Raw genomic sequence first — 18,366 nt, forward strand, 5'->3', positions numbered from 1 at the left:
GTTCACCTCGTGGGTGTCGAAGCGGCGGCGACGGCGGCCGGGGCGGTCCGGACCGGCCCGGGGTGCTCGGGTGCCGGGCCGGCGGCCGGGACGGTGGGTGACGGCCCGCGGTCCGCCGGAGCGGGAGGGGCCTGCCACCGGTCGCGGGGGTGCGCGGGGTCGGCGGCGGCCGCGGACAGGACCTTCTTGTCGATCTTTCCGAGCGGTGTCAGCGGCAGGTCCGGTACGTACTCGGCGCGGTCCGGCAGCTTGAAGTCGGCCAGTCCCCGCTCCTGCAGGGCGGCCTTGAGCGCGCTCAGGGACGGCTTGCGGCCGTCCTCGGCGCGGCTGACCAGGAAGGCGTAGATCCGCTCCCCGAGCAGTTCGTCCGGGACGGGCACCACGGCGGCGGCCACGATGCCGGGTACGGCCAGGAGATGGGCCTCCACCTCACCGGCGGCGATCTTGTCGCCGCCCCGGATCACCACGTCCTTGATCCGCCCCTGGACCACCAGCCGGCCCTCGGGGGTGATGCTGGCCAGGTCACCGGTGCGGTAGAAGCCGTCCTCGGTGAAGGCCCGCGCGTTGTGCTCGGGGGCCCGGTAGTAGCCGCGCAGGGTGTAGGGGCCGCGGGTGAGCAGCTCGCCGGCCCCGCCGGGCGGCACGGGCGCGCCGAGCGCGTCGACGATGCGCAGCTCGTCGGCCTCCGAGACGGGCCGCCCCTGGGTGTGGAGCACGGCGTGCGGGTCGTCGTCCGGCCGGGTCATGGTGAGCAGCCCCTCGGCCATGCCGAACACCTGCTGCAGCCGGCAGCCCAGTTCGGGGGTGATCCGCGCGGCCAGTTCCGGCTCGAGCCGGGCCCCGCCGATCTGCAGCACCTCGAGGCTGGACAGGTCCGCGTCCGACCACGGGCGTTCCTCCAGCCAGAGCCGGGCCACGGTGGGCACCACCGAGGTCAGGGTGACGCGCTCGGTCTCGATCAGCCGGAAGCAGTCGTCGGCCGTGGGGTCGGGGGCGAGTACGACGGTGCCGCCGGAGGACAGGGTGCCGACCACTCCGGGGCAGCCCCAGGTGAAGTTGAACTCCACCGGCAGGGCGGCCAGGTACACCGAACCGGGGCCGAGCCCGGACTGCCGGGCCACCGTGCGGGTCTGGTACGCGTAGTCGTCGTGGGTGCGCGGAATCAGCTTCGGCAGCGCGGTCGTACCGCCCGACAGCAGGAAGAAGGCGACGTCCGAGGGGTCGTTCGCGGGCAGCGGCAGCGGCTGCGCGTCTACGTCCGCCAGGGGTACGACGAGGTCGTCGCCGTCGGTGACACCGGTGCCGTCCAGTACGAACACGCGGCGCAGCGAGGGCAGTTCGGCGGCGAGGCGGCGGCCGAGCGCGGTGTGGTCGAAGCCGCGGAACAGCCCGGGCAGCACGTAGCCGGCGGCCCCCGACAGCTCGCACAGGTGCCGTATCTCCTGGGCGCGGTGCGAGGTGAGCGAGAACACCGGTTTGGCTCCGGCCCGGAACAGGGCGAAGGCCACCTCCACGAACTGCGGGACGTTGGGCAGCTGGAGCACGATCCGGTCGCCCGGCCGCACCCCCTGGCGGACGAAGCCGGCGGCCCTGCGGTCCACCCGGTCCGCCAGTTCGGCGTAGCTGATGCGTTCCGGGCCGGCGACGAGAGCCGTGGCGGTGCCGTGCGCGTCCGCCCAGGCGCGCGGCAGCGAGCCGAGGTCGGTGCCGCGCCACAGACCGGCGCCGCGGTAGCGCCCGGCGGTCCCGGCGGGCCAGGGCGTGCATCCGTCGAGCATCATCGGCCCTCCTCCTTCGGTGCGTTCGGGTGCGGGGCGGCGGGTGTGCCGTCGTACGACGGCCCTGCCGCGAGGCCTTCCGTGCACTCGGCCGTGATCTCCACGACCGCGCAGGCGACCTCCATGCCGGGCCCGGCCGCGAGCAGCAGCACGTGGTCTCCCGGTGCCACCTCGCCCCGGGTCCACAGGTGCTCCAGGCCGATGAACGGGTCGGCGGCGCCGACGTGACCGACGTCGCGGCCGAACTCCCAGGTGCCGAGTTCGGGTTCGACGTCCAGGGGGGCGAGGTAGATGCTGTGCAGGGCACCCGAGGCGTATCCGGTGTGGCAGATCCGGGCCACCTTCTCCAGGCTGGTGCCGGCCTCCTCCAGGACGCGGCCCGCGGTGTCGGCGACCACTTCGCCGAAGTGCACGGCCGGCGCGGCGGCGCCCTGCTCCCACTGGCGGCGCAGATGGGCGCTGCGCTCCTCGAAGTTGAGCGAGCGGCCGACGGTGATGCCGGGCGGGAAGAGCTGTTCGCCGGCGCGGTGCATCTCCTCCAGCACAGGGGCGGAGGCCGATCCGACGGACACCAGCCGGGCGAAGCCGTCCCGCCGGGAGACGACCACGGCGGCTCCGCCGTCCGCGAGCAGGAACAGCCTGGAGGCGTTCCAGCGGTCCACCACCGGCGCCGAGAAGTTGTCGCCGGAGGTGATCAGCACGGCGTCCCGGGAGGGGTCGGCGGCGAGCCGGTGCGCGGCCAGTTCCAGTGCGGCGAGCATGCCGAGGCAGCCGGGCCCGATCTGCGCGGCGCCGACCGGGCGGTCGAGGGTGTGCCGGAGCACGTAGTGCGGCGCGGACCAGCCGTCGGGTCCCTGGTGGTAGGTGGCACAGTGCAGCAGCGCCCCGAAGTCGTCGGGGGTGAGCCCGGTGGCGGCGCTGCGCTGCAGCGCGGCCCGGGCGGCGCGTACGGCCATCTCGGGAGCGGGCAGTTCGCCGGCGACTCGTACGGCCCGCATCCCGGAGGCGTCCCGGTCGGCGGCCGCGTACCAGCCACGGGCGACCGCCTCGTCGGTGGTGACGGCCTCCGGCAGCCAGCTCCCGATGCCGGCCAGCCGGATGTCCGAGGCGATCCTCATCGTCCCGTCCCGTCGTCCGCGGGCACCAGGTACCGGGCGACGCTGTCGAGCTTCTCGCAGGTCTCCTCGAACTCCCGCTCCGGCGTGGAGTGTCCGACGATGCCGGCCCCGGCGCGCAGCCAGGTGCGGCCGTTCTGCCGGTAGGCGCTGCGCAGCACCAGGGCCGCGTCCATGGCACCGGAGTGGTCGACGGTGAGCACGGCGCCGCTGTACAGACCGCGCGTCTCGGTCTCGTGGCGGCGGATGGAGTCGTAGGCCGCGGCCTTGGGCACGCCGGAGGCGGTGACGGCGGGGAAGACGGCGCCGAAGGCGTCCCAGGCGGTGCGGCCGGGGGCGAGCCTGCCGGCGACCCGCGAGGCGAGGTGCTGCACGCTGCCCCGCTCCCGCACGGCCATGAACTCGGGGACCTCCACGGAGCCCTCGACGCACACGTCGACCAGTTCGTCCGCGCCGACCTTGACCGAGATGGCGTGCTCGTAGACCTCCTTCGGGGAGCCGAAGAGGTCGGCGCGCAGGCTCTCGTTGACCAGCACGTCCTCGGTGAGGGCGCGGGTGCCGGCCAGCGGCTGGCTGACCACCCGGCCGTCCTCGGAGACCTGGACGACGATCTCCGGGCTGAAGCCGATGGCCTCGGTGCCGCCGAGGTCGAGCATGAAGGAGCGGGCGGGATTGTTCCCCCGGCGCCCGGCGACGTACGTCGCCGTCAGGTCCGTCTCGCCGGGCACCTCCACCACCCGGGACAGGATCACCTTGTGCAGCTCACCGGCGTTGATGTCCTCGACGGCGTGCCGCACGGCCGCGCGGTAGCCGGTGCCGTCGGTGGCACGCACGTCGAGCGCCCGCGGCTGCCCGCCGCCGGCCGGGGTGGCCTCGACGACGGTGCTGACGAGCGCGTCGAGCGTGGCCTGGTCGGCGGCGCGCAGCAGGGCGTGCCCGGCGCCGAACCGGGCCTCGGCGCGCGGCACGACGAGCTGCATCAGCCGCTGGTCGCCGAGGTGCCGGCGGTCGCCGTCCTTGGCGTACGACAGCTCGAAGGCGGCCCAGCCGTAGGCGCGCCAGTACGGGACCTCGACCCGGTCGAGCAGCTCGGAGACCAGCTGCAACGGCTGCTCACTCCAGGGGAGTTCGACGGTCGGACTGCCGTCCTGGGTGAGCCTGGCGCCGTCCCGGTCCAGGGTCAGCTCGGCGCGCACACCGCCCGCGTAGGCCCAGCTGCCCCCGTTCTCGTAGACGACGTACGACTCGTGCAGCCCGGAGTCGGCGAGCCGGGCCGCGATCAGCAACGGGTCGTCGGACAGCGGTACCTGGGTCTCGTAGTAGTGGCGCGAGGCAAGGGCGATCATCTGGGTGGTCCCTCCCGTGAGGCTGTTACCTTCCATGAGATTACGGAGGTAACACCCCGGGGTGGCCGTCCCACCGATCAGGCTTCCTGATCGGACTGCCAAACCGAACATGAAGGCGGCGGGGGATCTAGGACAGTAACTGGCCTAGACAGGGGCTACTTTCGTAGCGACGCCGCAACCCCCCACGCACGAGGAGCACAGATGCTGCGAGGTCTCACCACCGTCCGCTTCCACACCGCCGACCTGGCGGCCGCGGAGCGCTGGTACACCGAACTCCTCGGCACCGGGCCCTACTTCAGGCGCCCCGGATACGCGGAGTTCCGCATCGGCGACTACGAGCACGAACTGGGCCTGCTGGACAGCAAGTACGTGGGCGACCTGGGCGCCCACGGCGACGGCCACGCCGCCGGCGCGGTGATCTACTGGCACGTGGACGACGTGCGTTCCGCGCTCGACCGCCTCGTCTCCCTGGGCGCGACGGCGCACGAACCGGTCCGTGAGTTCGGCGAGGGCTTCGTCGGGGCCTCGGTCGTCGACCCGTTCGGGAACATCCTCGGCATCATGCAGAACCGGCACTACACGGAGATCCTCGCCGCCCGTTGAGCCGTCCGGCCCGCGGGTTCTCGCGAACACCGCGGGCCGGACCGGTCGCTCACGGGCGGGACGTACGCTGCTCGAACGCCGCCAGGATGCGGTCCGCCGCCAGCGTCGCCGTCAACCGCCCTTCCCTGACCTGCCGTTCGAGGTCCGGCGCGGCCTCGCGCACCGCGGGGTCGGCGTGCAGCCGGCCGAGCAGTTCGTCCCGGACCATCGCCCAGGTCCAGCCGACCTGCTGGTCCCGCCGCTTCGCGGCGAGCCGCCCGGTGGAGTCGAGCAGCGTGCGGTGCTGCTCCAGCCGCTCCCACACGGTGTCCAGACCGGTCGACTCCCGGGCGCTGCAGTGCAGCACCGGCGGCGTCCAGAACGCGTCCTTGCCGTGCATCAGCCGCAACGCGCCCGCCAGTTCCCGGGCCGCCGCCCGGGCGTCGCGCTCGTGCGGGCCGTCCGCCTTGTTGACGGCGATCACGTCGGCCAGTTCCAGGACGCCCTTCTTGATGCCCTGGAGCTGGTCGCCGGTGCGGGCCAGCGTCAGCAGCAGGAAGGAGTCGACCATGTCGGCGACCGCGGTCTCCGACTGGCCGACGCCGACGGTCTCCACCAGGATCACGTCGTAGCCCGCCGCCTCCATGACCACCATGGACTCCCGGGTGGCCTTGGCGACCCCGCCCAGCGTGCCCGCGCTGGGGGAGGGCCGGACGAACGCGTCCGGGTCGACCGCGAGCCGCTCCATCCGGGTCTTGTCGCCCAGGATGGAGCCGCCGGTACGGGTCGAGGACGGGTCCACGGCGAGGACCGCGACCCGGTGCCCGAGTGAGGTCAGCAGCGTGCCGAACGCGTCGATGAACGTCGACTTGCCCACGCCCGGCACCCCGCTGATGCCGATGCGCCGGGCCCGGCCGCTGTGCGGGAGCAGCTCGGTGAGCAACTCCTGCGCCAGCGCCCGGTGCTGCGGCCGGGTCGACTCGACGAGCGTGATGGCACGGGCCACCAGCGCCCGCTTCCCGTCGAGCACACCCTTCACATACGTGTCGAGATCGATCGCCGGCATAGGCGCTACAGCTCGTGGCCGAGGTCGGCCGACAGCCGCTCGACCAGGTCGTGGGCCGCGTCCGGGATCACCGTGCCGGGCGGGAACACGGCCGTGGCGCCCATCTCCAGCAGCGTCGGCACGTCCTGCGGCGGGATCACCCCGCCGACCACGATCATGATGTCCTCGCGGCCCTCCTCGGCGAGCTTCTCGCGCAGCGCCGGGACGAGCGTGAGGTGACCGGCGGCCAGCGAGGACACCCCGACCACGTGCACGTCCGCCTCGACCGCCTGCCGGGCGACCTCCTCCGGCGTCTGGAACAGCGGGCCGACGTCGACGTCGAAACCGAGGTCGGCGAAGGCGGTCGCGATCACCTTCTGGCCGCGGTCGTGGCCGTCCTGGCCCATCTTGGCGACCAGGATGCGCGGCCGCCGCCCCTCGGCCTCCTCGAACGCGTCCACCAGGGCCCGGGTGCGGTCCACGGACGGGGACTGGCCTGCTTCGTTGCGGTACACACCGGAAATCGTACGGATCTGGCTCGCGTGCCGCCCGTACACCTTCTCCAGGGCGTCGGAGATCTCACCGACGGTCGCCTTGGCGCGGGCCGCGCGCACGGCCAGCTCCAGCAGGTTCTCGGTGCCGTCGGCGGCCCGGGTCAGCGCGTGCAGGGCGTCCTGGCAGGCCTGCTCGTCCCGCTCCGCACGCAGCCGCCGCAGCTTCTCGATCTGCTGGGCACGCACGGAGGAGTTGTCGACCTTGAGGACCTCGATCTGCTCGTCGCTGTCCACCCGGTACTTGTTCACGCCGATCACCGGCTGCCGCCCGGAGTCGATGCGGGCCTGGGTGCGGGCCGCGGCCTCCTCCACGCGCAGCTTCGGGATGCCGGCGTCGATGGCCTGCGCCATGCCGCCCGCCTGCTCGACCTCCTGGATGTGCTGCCAGGCCCGGCGGGCGAGGTCGTACGTCAGCCGCTCCACGTAGGCGCTGCCTCCCCACGGGTCGATGACCCGGGTGGTGCCGGACTCCTGCTGGATGAGCAGCTGGGTGTTGCGGGCGATGCGCGCCGAGAAGTCGGTGGGCAGCGCGAGCGCCTCGTCGAGGGCGTTGGTGTGCAGCGACTGGGTGTGGCCCTGGGTCGCCGCCATCGCCTCCACGGCCGTACGCGTCACGTTGTTGAAGACGTCCTGCGCGGTCAGCGACCAGCCCGAGGTCTGCGAATGGGTGCGCAGCGACAGCGACTTGGTGTTCTTCGGCTCGAACTGCGAGACCAGCTTGGACCACAGCAGGCGGGCCGCGCGCAGCTTGGCCACCTCCATGAAGAAGTTCATGCCGATCGCCCAGAAGAACGACAGCCGGGGCGCGAACGCGTCCACGTCCAGGCCCGCCTCCCGGCCCGCACGGATGTACTCGACACCGTCCGCGAGCGTGTACGCCAGCTCCAGGTCGGCCGTGGCACCGGCCTCCTGGATGTGGTAGCCGGAGATGGAGATCGAGTTGTAGCGGGGCATCCGCTGCGAGGTGTACGCGAAGATGTCGGAGATGATCCGCATCGACGGCTTCGGCGGATAGATGTAGGTGTTGCGGACCATGAACTCCTTCAGAATGTCGTTCTGAATGGTTCCGGCCAGCTTCTCGGGCGGTACGCCCTGCTCCTCCGCCGCGACGATGTACAGCGCCAGCACCGGCAGCACGGCGCCGTTCATCGTCATCGACACGGTCATCCGGTCGAGGGGGATCCCGTCGAACAGCTGCCGCATGTCGTAGATCGAGTCGATGGCCACGCCCGCCATGCCGACGTCGCCGGTCACGCGCGGGTGGTCGCTGTCGTAACCCCGGTGCGTGGGCAGGTCGAAGGCGACCGACAGGCCCTTCTGGCCGGCCGCCAGGTTGCGCCGGTAGAACGCGTTGGACTCCTCGGCGGTGGAGAAGCCCGCGTACTGGCGGATCGTCCAGGGCTGGTTGACGTACATCGTCGGGTACGGGCCGCGCAGGTACGGCGCCATGCCCGGGTAGGTGCCGAGGAAGTCCAGGCCCTCCAGGTCACGCCCGGTGTACAGCGGCTTGACGCCGATGCCCTCCGGGGTCTCCCACAGCGGCTCTTCGCTCCCGGTGGCCCGCTTCACGGCCGCCCGCCACTCCTCGGCAGTGCCGTCGGCGACCGGGGTCCCCAGCTCGATGCCGGAGAAGTCGGGGATTCCCATCAGGACACTCCCATGCGGTCGAGGGTCGCGGACAGCACGTCGATGGCGTCGCAGCCCGCGAAGACGTACGAGTCGATGCCGGGGTGGTCGCCCGGGCGGCCCGCGAGGAACACGTGCCTGGCGCCGGACGCCCGCAGGGACTCGGCTGCCCGTCCTGCCCCTTCGGCGTAGAGCGCGTCGCTGGAGCACAGCACGGCCTCGGTCGCGCCGCTGTCCTCGAAGCCGCCCTCGGTGACGGGCTCGATGCCGCCCGCCTGGAAGAGGTTGGCCGCGAAGGTGGCGCGCGCGGTGTACTCGGCGGCGGAGCCGAGCGTGGCCAGGAAGATGCGCGGGCGGGAGCCGGTCGCCGCGAGGTGGGCGTCGGAGCGGGCGCGCAGCTCCTCGAACGCCTCGTCGCGGCGTACGCGCGGCAGCCCCCCGGACGGCGGTTCGGGCGCGGGCGCACGTTCCACCGGCTTCTCGGCCAGCAGCGGGAACTCGCTGACCCCGGTGATGGGCTCGCGCCGCTTGGCGAGCTTCTTGGAGCGCTCCGCCCAGGTCGTCGCCAGATCGGTCCGGATCCGGCCGGAGCGCAGGCCGGCCGCCTGGCCGCCGTCGCGCTCGACGGACCGGAAGAACCGCCAGCCGGCCTCGGCGAGTTCGTCCGTCAGCCGCTCGACGTACCAGGAGCCGCCCGCCGGGTCGACGACCCGGGCCAGGTGGGACTCCTCGATGAGGATGGAGGAGGTGTTGCGGGCGATCCGCCGCGCGAACGCGTCCGGCAGCCCGAGCGCGTGGTCGAACGGCAGCACGGTCACCGAGTCGGCGCCGCCCACACCCGCGGCGAGCGTCGCGACCGTCGTGCGGAGCATGTTCACCCACGGGTCGCGACGGGTCATCATCACCGGCGAGGTCACCACGTGCTGCACCTGCGCCCCCGCGCCCGGCGCCCCGCACACCTCGGCGACCCGTGCCCACAGCCGGCGCGCCGCGCGCAGCTTGGCGATGGTCAGGAACTGGTCGGCCGTGGCCGCGTACCGGAACTCCAGCTGTGCGACGGCCTGTTCGACAGCCAGCCCGGCTTCCGTCAGCTCCCGCAGATAGGCCACACCGGTGGCCAGCGAGGCGCCCAGCTCCTGCGCGGCCGAGCCGCCCGCCTCGTGGTACGGCAGCGCGTCCACGGTCAGCGCACGCAGGCCCGGGTACTGCTCGGCGCAGCGCGCGGCCAGGGCGGCGAAGGGCGCGAAGTCCAGTGCGGTGCCGGTGCGGGCCTCGTGGCCCAGCGGGTCGGCGCCCAGGTTGCCGCGCGCGGCCCCCGGATCGACGCCCCGCTCCGCGTACAGCCGCAGCAGTGCCTCGGCGGCGGCCTCGGTGTCACGGCCGGCGTCCAGCACGACGGGCGCCAGGTCGAGGTAGACACCGTCGAGGGCACGGCCCAGCTCGGAGACCGGGAAGCCGCCCTCGCCCAGCGCCAGCCAGAGGGAGGTGCCGCCGTTCTCCAGGTCGGCGAGCACGGCGCCGTCCGTGAGCGCCGAGTGCCGCTGCCGTACGTCCCAGCCGCTCGTGCTGCTGCCCTCCGGGCGGCCGCCCCGTACATACGGGGCGAATCCCGGCAGACCGGGGTCGGGAGCGCCGTCGCGCGCGGTGTACAGGGGCCGGGTGCGCAGCCCGTCCTCGAGCGTCGTGGACAGGGCGTCCTCAGCTGCCGCGCCGGAGAATTCCTTGCCCGACTTCCGCAGTACGCCCTCCACCAGGCGTTGCCACTGCTCGTGTGTCGCGTCAGGGAACTCGGCGGCCAGTGAGAGCCCGTCGTCAGGCAGGACCGTCATGGCTCGGATGCTAGGGCAGGGCGCTGAAGCGGAGGTGGAGCGCGGGCTGTGAGGTTTCTCCCCTTGCGGTTGTGACCAGCGCCGCTCCGCTTCACCCGGACGGCGGCCCGAGGCCCAGTCCGGCCCGCCGCACGTCCCGGGTGGACAGGGTCTGCGGGTCCGCCGTGAAGGCGCGCAGCCTGAGCCGGGTGCTCCGCTTCGACGGCACCGGGAACCGGCCGGACGGCGGCCGGAGTTCCACGGTCACCGTCGTGTGCGCGGCGATCGTGGCCGGACCGCGCACCGGCGACCAGTACCGGCTCATGCCCTGGCCGGTCGTCAGCATGTAGTGCGGGGTCAGTGCGACACCACCGGTGTTGGTGACCCGCACGGTCAGCCGGGACAGGGTCTGGGCCGTGCTGTGCCGGGCCGCCGTGACGTCCATCCGCAGGGGTGGCGTCCCGGTCGCCGCCAGGGCCGCGCCGGCCAGCGCGGGCGCCACCAGCGCCGCGACGGCGGCGGCCCGGCGGCGCGGGCCGGCCAGCAGGCGGGACAGCGGCTGCCAGGCGTGCGCGAACTCCGCCGGGGGCGCGGTCACCGCCGCCGCCAGCCACAGCGGGGTCATCATCAGGTAGTAGCCGTCCTGCGACCGGGTCGCCAGGTAGAAGGCGCACCAGGGCAAGACGGTCGCGGCCGGCCCGAGCCGCCGCACGAACAGCACGAAGAGCGCCAGCAGGGCCGCGGCGAGCAGCATGCTCGCCCGGCCGTACCAGTCGAGCCGGTCGCTGCCGTGGGTGAAGTACAGCGAGACGTCCACCAGTCCCTGACCGTGCAGCACCGCGCCCTGGGTCAGCGGCAGGGCGATGCCCCGCAGCCAGGGCCCGGGCTCGCTCACCAGGAAGTACGCGTTGATCAGCAGCCACGTGAGCACCGCGGTCCCGGTGATCCGCAGCACCACCCGCGCCGCCGCCCGCCCGCCCAGTTCGCCCCGCCGCACGGCGTAGATCCCGGCCAGCAGGAACGGCGCGACGAACCAGGGAAGTTGCTGGGCGGCGCACGCGGCCCCCAGGCACGCGGCCCGCGCGACCCCGGCCGCGCCCAGCCGTCCCCGCGCGCCGAGCCGGGGCCAGCGCACGACCAACGGCAGCAGCAGGGCCATGCCGATGACCGCCGGATAGCCCTGGCGGGCGTACATCGGCAGGAGGCCGAAGCCCAGGCAGACCATCGTCGCCGCCGAGCGCCACGGCACCGGCAGCAGCCGCCACAGCGTCACCGCGGCCCCGGCCAGCACACAGGTCGCCGCCGCCGTCGCCGGGACGCCGCCGTGTCCCAGCCACAGCAGCGGCACGGCGAGCAGCGGGGCCAGCGGGGGATAGCCGTACGTGAAGTCGTACCCGCCGTCCATGGTCGGCGTCAGCGCGACACCCTTCAGGTGGAACAGCCAGGGCCAGGGCCGCTCGTACACCGGGTGCCCGGCGGCCAGTTCGCGTGCCGCCTGGGTGGTGAGGACGGCCTCGTCGCCACCGGCGTGGTTCAGCGCCCAGGCGCACAGCGTGAGCGTCACCGCGGTCACCAGCACCACCAGGTCCAGGCGGGCCAGCGCGCGCGTCCGGCGGACCGTCAGGGCCAGTACGCCGGTGACCAGGACGGAGACGTAGCAGACCGAGACGACCCCCGCGAGGGCCGGCCGGTGCGTGGCCGCCTGGGTCCACACCGACCGCGTGCCGATGAACAGGCTCACGTCGGCGAGCAGGGTCAGTACCCGGTGCCACTGCGCGGGGCTGTCCGGGGCCTGCGCGGGCACGCCCGGGGCGGCGGGCACCGCCGACCGTGTCCGCCGGCCGGGTGTCACCTGTTGTGTTTCTGCCACGTGCACGGCACCGGACGCTAGCGGCGGCCGGTGAGCGGGACACGGAGGCTGGTGAAGAGTCGGGTATGAGCCCGGTAAAGAAGCGGACATATGGGTGAATCCATCGCGGATCGGGGTCCCGTGGGTGGTCCGTCTCGGTCGCGGACCGTGTCGTTGTTGGGCCGAACGGGTGACTTGGCGTAAGAATTGGCTGGTGCAACGAATGAGTGCGAGTCAGGTCGGGGGGAGCCGGTGAGCCGTTACGACGTCACCGATGAGCAGTGGGAAGGGCTCGCCCAGGTCGTGCCGCTGCGGGGCCGGGACGCCTGGCCGTCCGCGGTGGACCACCGCTCACTGCCCGATGCCGAGACCGAGACCCGGCGCCGCTTCGTGGTCCTGCGGGTCAACGTCTTCGCCGACGCCCGTGAGGTCGCCGAGACACTGATGGCCGGAGTGCCCGTCCTGCTCGACTTGTCCAGCGCGGAGGGCGAGGTCGCCAAGCGCGTCCTCGACTTCAGCACGGGCGTCGTCTTCGGCCTGGGCAGCGGGATGCACCGCGTCGACCGCAACGTCTTCCTGCTCACCCCGCCCGGCACGGAGGTCAGCGGCCTGATGGAGGGCGCCGGCGTCACGGGCGGCTGAGGGGCCGGCCCGGGTCCTCGCGGGGCGGCCGTGGCAGCCGGAAAGGGGGGTGTCCCCCGATCGTAGGAAGGTGCCGTCGGCAAAACGGTTCGCCGTCGGGTCGGAGTCCTACGGTCCGCATATGGCCGTGCCCTCCGTGTCCGCCGGGCCGCCGGCGGCCGATGCGTCCGCCGGGACCGCCCCCGCGCACCCCCGCTCCTGCCTCGACGTCCGCGCCCGGATCACCGAGCTGCGGCTGTCGGCCTTCGCCGGACACCGCCGGGCCGCGTTCCCGCTGGGGCCGGTCACCGTGTTCGCGGGGCCCAGCGGCTCCGGCAAGACGACGGCGCTCATGGCGTACGAGGCCCTGGCCCGCCTCGGCGGCGGAGCCCCGCTCGCCGAGGTGTTCGCGGACCCCCGCGCCTGCGTACCGCAGCGGGCCCGGCCCGATGCCGGAGGGCGGCGGGGCTTCCGGATCGGCTGCACGGCGGACGGTGCGGAAGGCCCGGTCCGGCTCGACGTCGCCGTCCAGGCCGAACCGGAGCCGCGGATCGTGGGGGAGCGGCTGACCGCACAGGGGGTGGTCCTGCTGGAGACCGCCCTGCGCGACCCGGGCCGCCGGACCGTCCAGGCCGCCTGGCACACCGCCGGCACCGCCCCGGTCACCCGCGCCCCGCTCCCCGACGACCGCCTCGGCACCGCCCTGCTGCCGCTGCGCGTGGCCGGCAAGACCGACGGACAGCGCCGTGTGCTGGCCGCGGCCGAGCAGATGGTCGTCGCCCTGCGCTCCGTCTTCCCCTGTGATCCCCACCCCGCGTACATGCGCGTGCCGGTACCCTCCGGCTCGGGCCGGCTGCTGCGCGGCTGCGACAACCTCGCCGACGTGCTCTGGCGCACGCGGGCCGAATGCGCACGCCGGCACGGACTGCTGGTCGAAGCACTGGACGTGGGGTGCGCCGGGCCGGTGGCCGACCTGGTCGCCGAGCCGCTGCCCGACGGGACGGTACGGGCGGTGCTCGACCGCGGCGACGGCTTCCGCACCGAACTGGCCCGGCTCGGCGACGGCGAACTGCGCTACCTCGCCCTGGCGCTGGTCCTGCTGACCGGGCCCGGCGTCCTCGACCTGGACGCGCCGGGCGAGGTGCCCGACGCCCTGCGCAGCCTCACCGTCCTCGCCGACGGCTTCGACCGGGGCCTGGATCCCGCGCAGCGCGGGGAACTGCTGGGGCTGGCCGCCCGGATGGGCCGGCGCGGGCACATCCGCTGTGTGACCGCGGTGAGCGACGCCTCGTGGGCCGCCCAGGCCCCGGATGTCACAGTGGTACACATGAACGCGTGACAGAACACCCTGACCTGGCCGGACTCCAGCGCAGGCTCGCCGACTTCGCCGCCGTGCGGAACTGGCAGCCGTACCACACGCCCAAGAATCTCGTCGCCGCCCTCTCGGTGGAGGCCTCCGAACTGGTCGAGATCTTCCAGTGGCTGACCCCGGAGGAGTCCGCCCGGGTGATGGACGACCCCGACACCGCGCACCGGGTCACGGACGAGGTCGCCGACGTGCTCGCCTACCTGCTGCAGGTCTGTGAAGTGCTGGGCATCGACCCCCTGGCCGCCCTGGCCGCCAAGATCGAGCGCAACGAAGTGAGGTTCCCGGCGCCCGGACCGGAGGACCAATAGGCGGAACCGGAAACTCCGTTATTACTCTCCGCAGTCAAAATGCCTGTCGATTCCGAATTGTTGTCCGCAGATTTCCGTCTTCCTCTGGCTTTTCGCACCAAGCGCCCTCACGCTGGGTAGTGAACTAGGTGAGTTCACTCAGACGTGCGGCAGCGCACGGAGGACGGACGGGGGTGCCGTATGGACGCGGTGAGGCTCATCCTCACGAGCAGGCGCGCGCTGGCGGGTGGCGCCGACGCGGCGGAGATGATGGCCGAGGTCTGGCAGGCGCAGGCCCTGGCCCAGGCGATCGGGAGCCGTCTCGCGGTCTCCGGCCCGCCGGAGCTGCGCGGCGAGGCGCTCGGACTGACCGAGCTGGCGGGCCGGGGCTGCGGCGTCCTGGACCCGCCCGAACTCGACCCCGGTGACCTGCGCGCCGCCCAGCTCACCGAGCTGGCCGACGCACGCGAGACGCTGCTCTGCCTCGGCGGCCTGCTCGGCGAGGTCGGCATAGCCCTGGTCGGCATGGCCAGCGCCGCGGCCGACGAGACGACGTACTGGCAGTGCATGGAGGCCATCGACGCGGCCGACGAGTCCCGCGACCGCGTCCTGGAGATGCTGCGAAAGCTGGCGGCGCGGGAGGAGGTGTTACCGGAGAGCGGAAGCGAGAACAGTCCCTCGGGCGCCCTGTGAGCGGGGGACGTCCCGCCTCTGCCCCGCGGGCGAGCGCCCGCGGCGCGGCCTCACGGGTACCTGCGGACCCGGCTCGTCCCGACGGCCGCCGCGGCACCCGGTGCCGGGAGCGGCCCGTCAGCCCAGTCCGGCCTCGTCGCCCGGGCCCCGGTCGCCGGCCGCCTGGAGGTCCGCGTCCAGAGCGGAGAGGTCCGCGTTCAGCGCCGCCATCAGTTCCTCCATCTGCTCCAGCAGGCCCTTCGGCCGGCCGGTGGGATCCCCTGGCGGGTCCGCCGGGCCTCCCTGCGGGGGGACGGACTCTTCGGACATGACGGCCTCCTCGGCCCCCGGGCCGGCAGGACCGGCGCGATGACGCGCGACGGCGGCCACCGTCCGGCGCGGGTGCCGGACGGTCCGGCTCCGACGGCCCAACGATCATCGCCGGGGCCGGTCACTGGCCCGCGCCGGGGCCCGCGCGCAGGGTGGACGATTTTCACCCGACCGGGGACGGCCGCGCCGGACGGTACCGGCGAGGTTGACGTGGCCCGTGGCGTGCAGGATGGGTGTATGGACCTTCGAATCTTCACCGAGCCCCAGCAAGGGGCCACCTACGACACCTTGCTCACCGTGGCGAAGGCCACCGAGGACCTGGGATTCGACGCCTTCTTCCGCTCGGACCACTATCTGCGCATGGGTAACGCGGACGGTCTGCCCGGTCCCACGGACGCCTGGATCACGCTGGCCGGCCTGGCCCGCGAGACCAGGCGGATCCGGCTGGGCACCCTGATGACGGCCGGCACCTTCCGGTTGCCCGGCGTGCTCGCCGTCCAGGTCGCCCAGGTCGACCGGATGTCGGGGGGCCGGGTGGAACTCGGCCTCGGCGCGGGCTGGTTCGAGGAGGAGCACAAGGCGTACGGGATCCCGTTCCCGAAGGAGAGGTTCGCGCGGCTCGAGGAGCAGCTGGCGATCGTCACCGGGATGTGGGCGACCGAGGTCGGCAAGACCTTCGACTTCCACGGCGTCCACTACGACCTCACCGACTCACCGGCGCTGCCCAAGCCGGCCCAGAAGAAGGTGCCCGTACTCATCGGCGGTCACGGTGCGACCCGTACGCCGCGGCTCGCCGCCCAGTACGCCGACGAGTTCAACATCCCGTTCGCCTCGGTCGAGGACAGTGAGCGGCAGTTCGGCCGGGTCCGGGCCGCCGCGGTGGAGGCCGGCCGCGGAGCGGACGCGCTGACGTACTCCAACGCGCTCGTGGCCTGCGTCGGCAAGGACGACCGGGAGGTCGCCCGCCGCGCCGCCGCGATCGGCCGTGAGGTGGACGAGCTGAAGGCCAACGGGCTCGCCGGCTCCCCGGCCGAGGTCGTCGACAAGATCGGCCGGTACGCCGCGGTCGGCTCCCGGCGGATCTACCTCCAGATCCTGGACCTCGACGACCTGGACCACCTGGAACTGATCTCCTCCCAGGTCCAGTCGCAGCTGTCGTAGCCCGCCGGGACCGGCCTGCTGCCGGGGGGACCGGGTGATCCCCCCGGCTCCGCTCAGCGCGTGAAGCCGTAGTCGAGGATCTTCGTCGCGTCCTTGAAGCGCTGGTCCGCCGAGGTGTCCGCGAGGATGGTGCCCACGACCGTCTTGGAGCCGCGGGTAGCCGCGAACACCAGGCAGAACTTCGCCTCCGGGCCGGAGCCCGTCTTCACGCCGATCGCGCCCCGGTACGTGGAGAGAAGCTTGTTGGAGTTGCTCCACGGCTTCATGGCGTGCGTGCCGCCGCCCGGCCGGTACGACTGCATGTCGTCGTAGACCTTGGTGCCGACGACCTTCTTGAACGTCTTGTTCTTCATCGCGGTCTGGGCCAGCTTGGCCAGATCGCGCGGCGAGGAGTAGTTCTTGCCGTTGGACACCCCGTCGAAGGAGTCGAAGTGTGTGTTCTTCAGGCCGAGTTCGCGCGCCTTGCTGTTCATCTTGCCGATGAACGACTTGGTCCGCTGGGCCGTCGTCGAGCCCGTGCCGTAGGTGTCCGCGAGCGCGTAGGCCGCGTCGCAGCCCGAGGGGAGCAGCAGGCCGTACAGCAGGTCGCCCACCGACATGGAGTCGCCGAGGATCAGGTTGGCGCTGGAGTAGCGCTGGGTGTCCGTCACCGGGTCGATGACGTAGTCCGTGTACTCCTTCTTGATCTTGACCTTCTTGCGCAGGTCGACGTTCCGCTGGGAGAGGACCACGAGTGCGGTCATGATCTTCGTGGTGGAGCCGGTGCGCAGCTTTCCGTCCGGAGCCTTGCCGAACAGCTGCTTGCCGGTGGCCGAGTTCATCGCGTAGGCGCCCTGCGCCTGAACCTGCGGAGCCGCGGCGGCAGCAGCGGCGGTGCGGTGCGCGGCGGCCGCCGGCGCCGGCGCGGCAGCCTGGGCGGGAGCGCTCGCGAGGACGCCCGCGCCGAGTACGGCGCCGGCCGTCAGCACGACGGCGGCTCTGCCGCGGCCTCGGATTCCCTGGCCTGTGGTCATGGTTTCCCCCTTCGGTCATCGGTCAGTTGACGAAGGCTCACTCCATCAGTTCCGGTTCCGTGCGGCCATAACGGAGATCACATGACCCTCCTGTGAACGCCTTGTGGCGGAACTGTGGCCTCCGTCACAGCGCACATGATCTCGGGCTGATCATATGACCGCGTGCGTAAACTCCTCCCTCTTGCCCTCACCGGTCTGCTGGCCGTGTCGGCATGCCAGTTCGTCGGCGGCGACGACGCCGACGACGAGGCTCACCGCCTCAACACCATGCGGTCGTTCCCGTTGAACGACTACCTCCCGGACGCGGCGTCCGCGAAGGGGAAGGCCGTCGGCACGGCGCAGTGGATCCTCGCCAGGAAGTGCATGGTCCGGCTCGGCTTCACCGGCTTCAAGACGCTCGACATCAGGACGGTCGAGTCGACGTACCCGGTGCGGCAGGGCACCCTCGCGAGCATGAGCAAGCTCGGCGACGACAGCCCGTACGGCGTGGACGACCCCGACCTGGCGGCCGAACACGGCTACCACGACCGGATCCAGGACGAGGCGACCGACCAGCCCATGGAGTGGCCGGCCGACCAGTACACGGCGCTGACCGGCACCTACGAGTCCGGCGAGAGCCACCGGGCGCACGGCAGCCCCATCCCCGAGAAGGGCTGCATGGGCGAGGCGCTCCGCAAGATCTCCGGTCCCGAGCCCGAGCCGACGGAGATCGGCGGCATCAAGCTCAGCGGCTACTACTCGGTCGCCGGCACCCTCTGGTACCAGGCGCACAAGGAGGCGAAGAAGGACCCCGCCTGGAAGAAGGCCGACCGCGAGTGGTCGCACTGCATGAAGGAGAAGGGCTTCCGCTATCCCGGCCCGGACAAGTCGTCCGTCGACCCCGACTGGTTCCTCAACGACAAGCCGTCGCGCAAGGAGAAGAAGACCGCCGCCGCCGACGCCCGGTGCAAGCTCGACACCGAGTACATCCAGACGGTGCACGCCATCGAGAGCCGCGCGCAGAAGAAAGCCATCGCCAGGAACAAGAAGGCGCTGGAGGAGGGCCGCGCGGCCGACGAGCGGACCATGGCCGACGCCCGGAAGATCGTCGACGCGGAGTCGTGAGCACCGGGAGGCGAGCACCGGGAGGCGAGCGCCGGGACGTGAGCACCGGGAGGTGAGCACCGGGAGGTGAGCACCGGGAGGCGAGCGCCGGGACGTGAGCGCCGGG

Annotated in this window: 16 protein-coding genes; 7 read left to right on the forward strand and 9 right to left on the reverse strand. The window is 72.7% G+C overall.

Going from position 1 to position 18,366, the window contains the following annotated elements:
• Positions 1-2 precede the first annotated feature (2 nt).
• From JK359_RS19490 to JK359_RS19500, 3 genes are read right to left on the reverse strand one after another with little or no spacing between them, the layout of a single operon-like run.
• A complete protein-coding gene (locus JK359_RS19490) occupies positions 3-1,781 on the reverse strand; it encodes a (2,3-dihydroxybenzoyl)adenylate synthase (protein WP_201837260.1) in 1,779 nt (592 codons plus the stop codon).
• Positions 1,778-2,896, reverse strand: coding sequence for a ketoacyl-ACP synthase III family protein (locus tag JK359_RS19495; RefSeq protein WP_201837262.1), 1,119 nt, complete (start codon positions 2,894-2,896; stop codon positions 1,778-1,780). The genes JK359_RS19490 and JK359_RS19495 overlap by 4 nt, the downstream gene beginning before the upstream one ends.
• The gene (locus JK359_RS19500) at positions 2,893-4,275 is read right to left on the reverse strand and encodes a salicylate synthase (protein ID WP_236678125.1); all 1,383 of its coding nucleotides are present in this window, start codon (positions 4,273-4,275) and stop codon (positions 2,893-2,895) included. The genes JK359_RS19495 and JK359_RS19500 overlap by 4 nt, the downstream gene beginning before the upstream one ends.
• 165 nt (positions 4,276-4,440) lie before the next feature.
• On the opposite strand from JK359_RS19500, the gene JK359_RS19505 reads away from it, so the two are divergent.
• Positions 4,441-4,842: a VOC family protein gene (locus JK359_RS19505; RefSeq protein ID WP_201837264.1), complete on the forward strand. Its 402-nt coding sequence runs from the start codon at positions 4,441-4,443 to the stop codon at positions 4,840-4,842.
• 49 nt (positions 4,843-4,891) lie between these two features.
• Here JK359_RS19505 and meaB read toward each other — a convergent pair whose 3' ends face one another.
• From meaB to JK359_RS19525, 4 genes are all read right to left on the reverse strand, one after another.
• Positions 4,892-5,887, reverse strand: a complete 996-nt coding sequence (meaB, locus tag JK359_RS19510; RefSeq protein ID WP_201837266.1) for a methylmalonyl Co-A mutase-associated GTPase MeaB — start codon at positions 5,885-5,887, stop codon at positions 4,892-4,894.
• A 5-nt stretch (positions 5,888-5,892) separates the two neighbouring features.
• Entirely contained in the window at positions 5,893-8,067 is a 2,175-nt protein-coding gene (gene scpA, locus JK359_RS19515; protein WP_201837267.1) for a methylmalonyl-CoA mutase, read from the reverse strand.
• Complete coding sequence (locus JK359_RS19520; RefSeq protein WP_201837269.1) at positions 8,067-9,875, reverse strand: methylmalonyl-CoA mutase family protein; 1,809 nt, start codon at positions 9,873-9,875, stop codon at positions 8,067-8,069. Before JK359_RS19520 ends, scpA begins: the two co-directional genes overlap by 1 nt.
• Positions 9,876-9,966: 91 nt before the next feature.
• On the reverse strand, positions 9,967-11,730 hold the full coding sequence (locus JK359_RS19525) for a hypothetical protein (protein WP_372445434.1): 1,764 nt from the start codon (positions 11,728-11,730) through the stop codon (positions 9,967-9,969).
• 225 nt (positions 11,731-11,955) lie between these two features.
• On the opposite strand from JK359_RS19525, the gene JK359_RS19530 reads away from it, so the two are divergent.
• The 4 genes from JK359_RS19530 to JK359_RS19545 all read left to right on the forward strand — a co-directional run bounded on the left by JK359_RS19530 (position 11,956) and on the right by JK359_RS19545 (position 14,673).
• Entirely contained in the window at positions 11,956-12,345 is a 390-nt protein-coding gene (locus tag JK359_RS19530) for a cell division protein SepF (protein WP_201837271.1), read from the forward strand.
• Positions 12,346-12,466: 121 nt separating this feature from the next.
• Positions 12,467-13,663 (forward strand): AAA family ATPase, encoded by a 1,197-nt coding sequence (locus tag JK359_RS19535; protein WP_201837273.1) that lies wholly within the window; start codon positions 12,467-12,469, stop codon positions 13,661-13,663.
• Positions 13,660-14,001, forward strand: a complete 342-nt coding sequence (locus JK359_RS19540) for a nucleotide pyrophosphohydrolase (RefSeq protein WP_201837275.1) — start codon at positions 13,660-13,662, stop codon at positions 13,999-14,001. Before JK359_RS19535 ends, JK359_RS19540 begins: the two co-directional genes overlap by 4 nt.
• 180 nt (positions 14,002-14,181) lie before the next feature.
• On the forward strand, positions 14,182-14,673 hold the full coding sequence (locus tag JK359_RS19545; protein ID WP_201837277.1) for a DUF6099 family protein: 492 nt from the start codon (positions 14,182-14,184) through the stop codon (positions 14,671-14,673).
• A gap of 117 nt (positions 14,674-14,790) precedes the next feature.
• Here the strand turns inward: JK359_RS19545 and JK359_RS19550 are convergent, their stop codons facing one another.
• Entirely contained in the window at positions 14,791-14,982 is a 192-nt protein-coding gene (locus JK359_RS19550; protein WP_201837279.1) for a hypothetical protein, read from the reverse strand.
• 237 nt (positions 14,983-15,219) lie between these two features.
• Here JK359_RS19550 and JK359_RS19555 point away from each other — a divergent pair, with 237 nt between their 5' ends.
• Positions 15,220-16,143: an LLM class F420-dependent oxidoreductase gene (locus tag JK359_RS19555; protein WP_201837281.1), complete on the forward strand. Its 924-nt coding sequence runs from the start codon at positions 15,220-15,222 to the stop codon at positions 16,141-16,143.
• A gap of 53 nt (positions 16,144-16,196) precedes the next feature.
• Here JK359_RS19555 and JK359_RS19560 read toward each other — a convergent pair whose 3' ends face one another.
• Positions 16,197-17,156: a D-alanyl-D-alanine carboxypeptidase family protein gene (locus tag JK359_RS19560; RefSeq protein ID WP_201837283.1), complete on the reverse strand. Its 960-nt coding sequence runs from the start codon at positions 17,154-17,156 to the stop codon at positions 16,197-16,199.
• A gap of 162 nt (positions 17,157-17,318) precedes the next feature.
• On the opposite strand from JK359_RS19560, the gene JK359_RS19565 reads away from it, so the two are divergent.
• Entirely contained in the window at positions 17,319-18,260 is a 942-nt protein-coding gene (locus JK359_RS19565) for a hypothetical protein (RefSeq protein WP_201837285.1), read from the forward strand.
• The last annotated feature ends 106 nt before the right edge of the window (positions 18,261-18,366 follow it).

Source organism: Streptomyces actinomycinicus, assembly GCF_016741775.1.
GTDB classification, from domain to species: domain Bacteria; phylum Actinomycetota; class Actinomycetes; order Streptomycetales; family Streptomycetaceae; genus Streptomyces; species Streptomyces actinomycinicus.

Bases quoted from the DNA above. Each gene is read 5' to 3' on its own strand.
- JK359_RS19490 (WP_201837260.1), bottom strand. From the start codon at position 1,781: ATGATGCTCGACGGATGCACGCCCTGGCCCGCCGGGACCGCCGGGCGC.
- JK359_RS19495 (WP_201837262.1), bottom strand. From the start codon at position 2,896: ATGAGGATCGCCTCGGACATCCGGCTGGCCGGCATCGGGAGCTGGCTG.
- JK359_RS19500 (WP_236678125.1), bottom strand. From the start codon at position 4,275: ATGGAAGGTAACAGCCTCACGGGAGGGACCACCCAGATGATCGCCCTT.
- JK359_RS19505 (WP_201837264.1), top strand. From the start codon at position 4,441: ATGCTGCGAGGTCTCACCACCGTCCGCTTCCACACCGCCGACCTGGCG.
- meaB (WP_201837266.1), bottom strand. From the start codon at position 5,887: ATGCCGGCGATCGATCTCGACACGTATGTGAAGGGTGTGCTCGACGGG.
- scpA (WP_201837267.1), bottom strand. From the start codon at position 8,067: ATGGGAATCCCCGACTTCTCCGGCATCGAGCTGGGGACCCCGGTCGCC.
- JK359_RS19520 (WP_201837269.1), bottom strand. From the start codon at position 9,875: ATGACGGTCCTGCCTGACGACGGGCTCTCACTGGCCGCCGAGTTCCCT.
- JK359_RS19535 (WP_201837273.1), top strand. From the start codon at position 12,467: ATGGCCGTGCCCTCCGTGTCCGCCGGGCCGCCGGCGGCCGATGCGTCC.
- JK359_RS19545 (WP_201837277.1), top strand. From the start codon at position 14,182: ATGGACGCGGTGAGGCTCATCCTCACGAGCAGGCGCGCGCTGGCGGGT.
- JK359_RS19550 (WP_201837279.1), bottom strand. From the start codon at position 14,982: ATGTCCGAAGAGTCCGTCCCCCCGCAGGGAGGCCCGGCGGACCCGCCA.
- JK359_RS19555 (WP_201837281.1), top strand. From the start codon at position 15,220: ATGGACCTTCGAATCTTCACCGAGCCCCAGCAAGGGGCCACCTACGAC.
- JK359_RS19560 (WP_201837283.1), bottom strand. From the start codon at position 17,156: ATGACCACAGGCCAGGGAATCCGAGGCCGCGGCAGAGCCGCCGTCGTG.